Here is a 7377-nt window from a genome sequence, read left to right as displayed (position 1 = left end):
TTGTGATGCTGATAATCTTTTTGACTATCAGTCCGTACTCACAAGCACCCACACGAATTGCTTGATTCAATTTGTTAAAGAGCGTTTGGTTAAGAACTTTTCGTCTCAACCGAGGCGCGCATTCTACGCTTTCCTCATTTGCTGTCAAGCGTTTATTTTGAAGTTTTTTACCACCGCTTTCTTTCGAAAGCTAACAACTTCAACAACTTACCGCTTGCCCCGAAGCGTTCATCGCTGCGAGGAGGCGAATAATACGCGCTTTGGAATTAGAGTCAACACCTTGATCTAAAAAACTTTCGAAAACGTTTCGCCGTCACCCGGCAACTAATGAAAGCGCCGCGAATCTGTAGAGAATCCCCCCAACGGAGCGTAGCGGCCATGAGCGATGCGCAAAGCGAGAAAACCCCGGGCCTGTCTGCAGACGAAGAGCAGGAAGTCAGCCACAACCAGCCGCCGCGGGCGGCAGTGCTGCACGAGATCATTCGCTACCAGGGCGATCAGGAACTGGAGCGCACCCTTGCCGCATTGTGGTGGTCGGCATTGGCCGCTGGCTTGTCCATGGGCCTGTCGTTGATGGCCATGGGGCTGTTCTATGCGCGGCTGCCGGAAGGCGATAGTGCCCAGGTGGTCGCCAGCATCGGCTACAGCGCCGGTTTTCTCGCTGTGATCCTGGCCCGCCAGCAACTGTTTACCGAAAACACCCTCACCGCCGTCCTGCCGGTCATGACCAGCCCTACCCTGGCCAACTTTGGCCGACTGCTGCGGCTGTGGAGCGTAGTACTGTTCGGCAACCTGGCCGGAACCTTGCTGGTGGCCTGGGTAATGCTGGAGCTGCCAATCTTCGACAGCAAGACCGATGTGGCCTTCCTAGAGATTGGCCGCAAGGTAATGAAGAACGACATCAGCCAGATGTTCGCCAAGGGCATTGTCTCGGGCTGGATGATCGCCACCATGGTCTGGATGATCCCGTCAATGGAGCACGCCAAGATCTGGATCATCCTGATGATCACCTACCTGATGGCCCTCGGCGATTTCACCCATATAGTAGTGGGTTCAGTCGAGGTGTCCTACCTGGTCTGGGCCGGCGATGAAACCTGGCGCAGCTTCTGGCTGCAGTTTGCCCTGCCGACGCTGGCGGGCAACATCATTGGCGGCAGCTTCATCTTTGGCTTGATCAGCCATGCACAAGTACGCAGTGACAGTGGCAAACCACCTTCGCGGCTATTAAAGGACGACCCAGCACAGCCCAGGCAGAGCAAGAACAGCGCGGAGTGACGTTCAACGCGCCGCTATCGTTCGCTCATGCCCCTGGCCGCGCTGACGCACAGGCCGCGGCTGCCACCCGTTCTGCCCGGCATGCGGCGAGTCGAGGCTGACCCGTTCGCCCATCTGCGGCGTACTCAGCCGCACCTGGGCCTGGTTGGCCAGCGCCAGGATACGCTCGAACGGTTCCTGCCAGCCGTGCTGGGACAGGTCGAACGTGCCGTTGTGGATCGGCAGCATCCAGCGCCCACGCAAATCCAGGTGGGCCTGCAGGCTTTGCTCTGGCTGCATGTGCACGTCCGGCCAGGCAACGTTGTAGGCACCGGTCTCCATCAGGGTCAAATCAAACGGACCAAAGCGCTCACCAATCTGCTTGACCGCAACTTGAGCAATACCGTGGAATGGCCCAGGCGCCACAAGCTGTGGTCAGGCGCATCGAGCACTTGCTGACGGGTCATGGGCTGGAGGCTCATCGGCGTGGACGGGCGGGTGTCCGGCGGCTTACGCAGGAACAGGTATTTCAGCCCGATGCGCAGCTTTTTCAACACACCGTCCTGCGGCAGCAGCGCCTGGTTGTGAAAACGCCCTTCCCGCTGTGGCGCCGGTTCACCGGCGGCATTGGCCAAAGGAACCATGAGCAACACTCCGAGCAGCAGGAAAGCCTTCATGTTACCCCACAGTGATCGGATCAACCGTGAATTGGCTTGTAAGGTCATTTTTCGTTGATGAAACACTGTTCAACAATATTCATACAAGTTATGCGATAAACGGTACCCCGGCAGAAGCACATGACCATGATCGACAACCGTAGCGGCAAAGGCCTTTCATTCGTCAAGCGCATCTACCTGCCGCGCGTCATCGGCATGGGCATCGGGCTGTTCAGTGTCATGGCAGGCATTGCGCCGCAGTCGCCTCCCACCTGGGTATGGGTGCTGGTGCTGTACAACGGCCTACTGTGGCCACACATGGCTTACCTATGGGCTGCCCGCTCGGCAGCACCGTACCAGGCAGAACAACGCAACCTGCTACTGGACTCGCTGATGGGCGGTTTCTGGACCGCCGCCATGCATTTCAACCCGCTTCCCAGCGTGACCGTGTTGTCGATGATGACCATGAATAACGTCGCTGCTGGCGGCAAGCGCATGGTCGTTCGCGGGGTACTGGCACAACTGGCCGGCATGCTGGTCGCCAGCCTGCTGCTCGGCCCTGGCCTGCAACTGACCGCCACCCCGCTGCAGGTCTACGCCTGCTTGCCCATGTTGACGCTGTACCCGCTGGCCCTGGGTTGGGTGTGCTACCAACTGGCAATCAAGCTGGGTGACCATAAACGCCGGCTGAGCGCCCTGAGCCTGACTGACAGCCTGACCGGGCTGCTCAACCACGGTGCCTGGAAAGACCTGTTGCTGCTCAAGTACCAAGCCTGCAAGCAGCAACAAGGGCACGCGGTAGTTGCCCTGATCGACATCGACCATTTCAAGACCATCAACGATACCTTCGGCCACGTGGTCGGCGACTGTGTCCTGCGCCAGCTCGGCGCCGAACTGCGGCGCAACCTGCGCGATGGCGACCAACCCGGGCGTTATGGCGGCGACGAGTTCTGCATCATCCTGCCCGATACCAGCGAAGCCCAGGCCTGCCTCGCCATGGAGCGCCTGCGTGAGCAGGTTTCCGGCTACCGCAACCCGCAGTTGCCACACCTGCGCATCAGCCTGAGTATCGGCCTGTCACCCTTCGAACCCGGCCTCGCTTCCCCCGAGCACTGGCTCGAACAGGCAGACAGGGCGCTTTACACCGCCAAGCACGCTGGCCGCGACCAGATCAATTTCGCCCGAGGTGAGGCTGCCGCGCTCAAGCTGGCCTATCCTGATTGAACCTGCTGCCTGATTGCCTGGCGGGAGGTTGCCTGAAGGAGCCGCTCCGCATGGCCAGGACCGCCAACCTTCCACCCGCCAGCCCCGCCCCACGCTTTCAAGTACGCCACCTGATCGCCGGTTTCAGCATCGTGTTCGGCCTGGCCTGCCTGGTCATTCTTGGTGTGCTGTTCAATATCGCCGCCACGCTTGACCGGCAGGAGCGCGAGCGTAGCGCCTTCCATGCCAACCAGGCGCTGGAACAACGGCTGCTCGCCTCGCGCCAGTTCCTGTCCAGTTATGCCGTTTGGGATGCCGCCTTCGAACACCTGAAAGGCCAGGCCGACTGGCAATGGGCCTATGAACAAAAGAACGTCGGTGAGTCGCTGTACAGCGCCAGTGGCTACGAGGGCGTGTTCGTGGTGGAAAACGACCGTACCACCTATGCCCTGTTCAAAGGCCAGCCCAGCCAGGCCGGCGCCAGCACTTATATGGATGCACCGCTTCAGCCGATCATCGATCAGGCACGTGCGGCGGCTATCCTCCGGGAGCAGATAACCCGCTTCGTACTGTTCAATGGCTGGCCGGCCGTGCTCAGTGCCGCAGCCATACGCCCGGACCGCGAGGTTACAGGCGACGAAGTAAGCCAGGCGCCGGTCATGCTGTTCGTCGACCAGCTCACCGAAGACAAGCTGGCGCAACTGGGCAAAGGTGCGGGCCTTGCCGGCATGCACGTTGAAAAGGAAGACCGGCAGCAACATCACCACCTGCGCATCAACTTGGGCGACACCGGCTACCACCTTTCCTGGAGCAGCCCGCTACCGGGGCGCCAGCTGCTGCGGGCGGTGCTGCCGGCCTTGTTGGGTGCATTGCTGATCCTTGGCCTGGTATTGCTCTACCTGTGCCGCCATGCTTTGCGCAGTTCGCGGGCGATCGGCCTGACGCTTGTGCACCTGCAGCAGAGCAATCAGGCCCTGGAGGCCAGCGAGCAACGTTTTCGCGCAGTGGCCGAGTCGGCATCCGACTGGATCTGGGAAACCGATCGGCAACAACGCCTGACTTACCTGTCGCAACGTTTTGCCAATGTCACTGGTTACGCGGTAGATGACTGGCTGGGGCACCCGCTCAACCAGCTACTGGCCTGCGATACCACGCCCCTTTCACCCTGGCTGGATGCCTTGGCTACTGCCGACCCGCAGCAACTGGCCAACCTGCGTTGCACCTACCGCGACCAGAACGGCCAGAACCGCTACTGCCGGGTCTCTGCCCGCGCCATCTGGTATCACGACAAGGCCATCGGGTTTCGCGGTACGGCCAGCGATATCACCGACGAAGTCGACGCCCACGCGCGCATCCAGCACCTGTCGCTGCACGACCCGCTGACCGGGCTGGCCAACCGCAACAAGCTGGCCCGGCACCTGGAGCAGGCCGTGCTGCGCGGCAGTGACTCACCGCCACTGACCTTGCTGTTGCTGGACCTGGACAACTTCAAGCCGATCAACGACTCGCTCGGCCATGCCGCCGGGGATGCCGTACTGCAGGAGGTGGCCACACGCCTGCGCGACACCACACGCGACGGTGACCTGGTTGCGCGGCTGGGCGGCGACGAGTTCATTCTGGTACTCAGCGGCATGGATAACCGCAGCGAGATCGACCGATTCTGCGCGCGCCTGATCGGCCTGCTGCAGCAACCCGTCGTTTTCGACGGCCAGCCCCTGCACATTGGCGCCAGCATCGGCGTCGCCCAGACCCGTACCCAAGGCTTCGATGCCGGCGAGCTGATCCGCTGCGCCGACATCGCCCTGTACCAGGCCAAAGCCGACGGCAAGAACACCTGGCGCTACTTCGCAGCCGAAATGAACCAGCAGATCCAGTACCGTCGACAACTGGAGAACGACCTGCGCCGGGCCCTGCGCGACCAGGAGTTCGAGTTGCACTATCAACCGCGCTACCGCCTCAGCGACCTGCGCATTGTCGGGGTCGAAGCCTTGCTACGCTGGCAGCACCCACAGGAGGGGTTACTGGGGCCTGACACCTTCATTCCGTTGGCCGAGCAGAGCGACATCATTGTGGCGCTGGGCCGCTGGGTGCTGCGTGAAGCTTGCCGCACGGCCCATGACTGGCCCGCCGACATTCTGGTTTCGGTAAACCTGTCACCCGCGCAGTTCTTGCGCAGCGATGTGGTGGCCGACGTACGCGAGATCCTGCTGGACACTGCCTTCCCGGCGCAACGCCTGGAGCTGGAAATTACCGAGAACGTGATGCTCAACGATATCGAGGGCGCGCTGGGCACCATGTTGTCGCTCAAGGAACTGGGCGTGCGGCTGAACATGGACGACTTCGGTACCGGCTATTCATCGCTGGGTTACCTGCGAACCTACCCATTCGATAGCATCAAGATCGACAAGCGCTTCATCAGCGGCCTGACCAACAACGGCGGCAGTGACCGTGCAGTGGTTCAGGCCATCATCAACCTGGGCGAGGCGATGGGGCTGACGGTGACGGCCGAGGGCGTGGAAAGCGAACAGCAGCTCAAGGTGCTGCAAAAGGACCGCTGCCACGAAGTGCAGGGCTATTACCTGAGCCGGCCGCTGGACAGTGCGGGAGTGGCGGCCCTGTTGCAGCGCCCCTCTCAAAGCAGCGCTCACCCCCTGTAGGAGCAGCTTTAGCCGCGAACACCGGCGCAGCCGGTGCCATCACGCACCGCGTTGGATTCTTCGCGGCTGAAGCCGCTCCTACAGGGAATTTCAGCACGGCGGCTGCAGGTTGCGCTCGGCCACGATCTCCGGCAGGTCGCTGCGGCGCAGGTAGGCGCGTAGCGGCTCACCGATGTTCAGGCGGTCATCCACATGCTGCTCCAGCAACAGCGCCAGCCGTTCGCGACACAGCGCCATGCGCGGCCCTTGCTCAGGCCGCCAGACAAACTCGTTACAAGGCGTGATGCTGTCGTCGGCCACATCCATGCCGAATGCGTCTTCGGAAAACCGCACGATATGAACGCCGCGCTTGCCGTGAAAACCGACAAAGCCCTTGAGCTGGTCGGCAGCATTGCAGATGTCCTGGGAAGTGATGGCCATGTCGCAACCTCGCAATGAAAATGGAAGATACGCACGCCGGGCGGAATTGGGTCGCCTCTGCCGGGCAACTCGCAGCGGTCAGCCTAATGCAGGTGGCGACCCATGCGCCATGACCTTGCTCAATCACAGGCCGCAGCAATGCCGATCAGTCAAGAAATGGCAAGGTGTTCTTCATGCCTTTAGCAGCGCCTATTCGATCGAGCGCCGCGCGGGCGGCGCTTCGCGGCACAAGGCCGCTCCCACAGGGAGACCGCAATCCCCTGTGGGGGCGGCCTTGTGTCGCGATTGGGCTGCAAAGCAGCCCCCTGGGCGCTCACTCCCGGTCTCGGCCCTCATGCACCTGCACACTCGCTGTCATCCCGGCACTCAGGACTACCCCCTCCGGCACCTGGTCCAGTCGAATCCTCACCGGAATCCGCTGTGCCAGCCGCACCCAGTTGAAGGTCGGCTCCACCTCCGGCAGCAACTGGCTGTCCGGGTTGCTGTTGCGGTCGGTGATACCGCGGCTGATGCTCTCCACATGCCCCTGCATCGGCTCGCCCGCCCCCATCAGCCAGACGTTCACCGTGTCGCCCACGCGAATGCGCGGCAACTTGGTTTCCTCGAAATATGCCTGGATATAGAAGGTGGCGTCATCCACCAGGGCCATCACCGCTTCACCGGTGTTCACATAGTTGCCCTGGGCCAGGCGCAGGTTGGTGATATGCCCGTTGCGCGGTGCCCGCACTTCACTGCGCGCCAGGTTAATCTTGGCCACTTGCAACTGTGCCTCGGCTTCGTGCAACTCGCCACGGGCGATGGCCGCATTGATCTGCGCATTTTCACGCAGCTCGGCACTGATCGCCTCCGGCCCCAAGGCGGTTCGCCGGGCCGCTTCACGCTCGCGCAGCCGCAGTTGCTGGGCGCGGGTTTCGGTCACCGCACTGGCCTGATCGAAAGCGGCCTGGAAGCGCTCACGGTCGATGCTCATCAACAGGTCGCCCGCCTTGACCTGCTGGTTGTCGTGCACCTTCAGCTCGCGCACCCAGCCGGACACGTCTGGGGCGATCACCACCACATCGGCGCGCACGCGGGCATCGCGGGTCCAGGGGGTAAGCATGTAGTACTGCCACAGCTGATAGCCGGCCAACACGGCCAGTGCCACCACGCACAGGGTTACCAGGGTACGTACAGCCGCACGCATCGAA

The 7377-nt window shown here is 61.9% G+C and carries 5 protein-coding genes and 1 pseudogene; 3 read left to right on the top strand and 3 right to left on the bottom strand.

What is annotated here, in order from left to right; all coding sequences use genetic code 11:
- Positions 1-378 precede the first annotated feature (378 nt).
- Positions 379-1275, top strand: a complete 897-nt coding sequence (locus tag ACI2KG_RS26390) for a formate/nitrite transporter family protein (RefSeq protein ID WP_404663874.1) — start codon at positions 379-381, stop codon at positions 1273-1275.
- Positions 1276-1278: 3 nt separating this feature from the next.
- On the opposite strand, the pseudogene ACI2KG_RS26385 reads toward ACI2KG_RS26390, so the two are convergent.
- A pseudogene (locus ACI2KG_RS26385) lies at positions 1279-1931 on the bottom strand (MBL fold metallo-hydrolase).
- A gap of 120 nt (positions 1932-2051) precedes the next feature.
- Here ACI2KG_RS26385 and ACI2KG_RS26380 point away from each other — a divergent pair.
- Both ACI2KG_RS26380 and ACI2KG_RS26375 read left to right on the top strand, forming a co-directional pair.
- Positions 2052-3134 (top strand): diguanylate cyclase, encoded by a 1083-nt coding sequence (locus ACI2KG_RS26380; RefSeq protein WP_404663873.1) that lies wholly within the window; start codon positions 2052-2054, stop codon positions 3132-3134.
- 50 nt (positions 3135-3184) lie between these two features.
- Positions 3185-5770, top strand: coding sequence for an EAL domain-containing protein (locus ACI2KG_RS26375; protein WP_404663872.1), 2586 nt, complete (start codon positions 3185-3187; stop codon positions 5768-5770).
- 90 nt (positions 5771-5860) lie between these two features.
- Here the strand turns inward: ACI2KG_RS26375 and ACI2KG_RS26370 are convergent, their stop codons facing one another.
- Entirely contained in the window at positions 5861-6190 is a 330-nt protein-coding gene (locus ACI2KG_RS26370) for a DUF2025 family protein (RefSeq protein ID WP_404663871.1), read from the bottom strand.
- 313 nt (positions 6191-6503) lie between these two features.
- Complete coding sequence (locus tag ACI2KG_RS26365; RefSeq protein ID WP_400615017.1) at positions 6504-7373, bottom strand: efflux RND transporter periplasmic adaptor subunit; 870 nt, start codon at positions 7371-7373, stop codon at positions 6504-6506.
- Between the last annotated feature and the right edge of the window lie 4 nt (positions 7374-7377).

This window comes from Pseudomonas sp. NPDC089407 (assembly GCF_044900445.1).
In the GTDB taxonomy this organism is placed as follows: domain Bacteria; phylum Pseudomonadota; class Gammaproteobacteria; order Pseudomonadales; family Pseudomonadaceae; genus Aquipseudomonas.
Note: the sequence above shows the minus strand (reverse complement) of the source record. Positions and strands in the feature narration are given on the sequence as shown.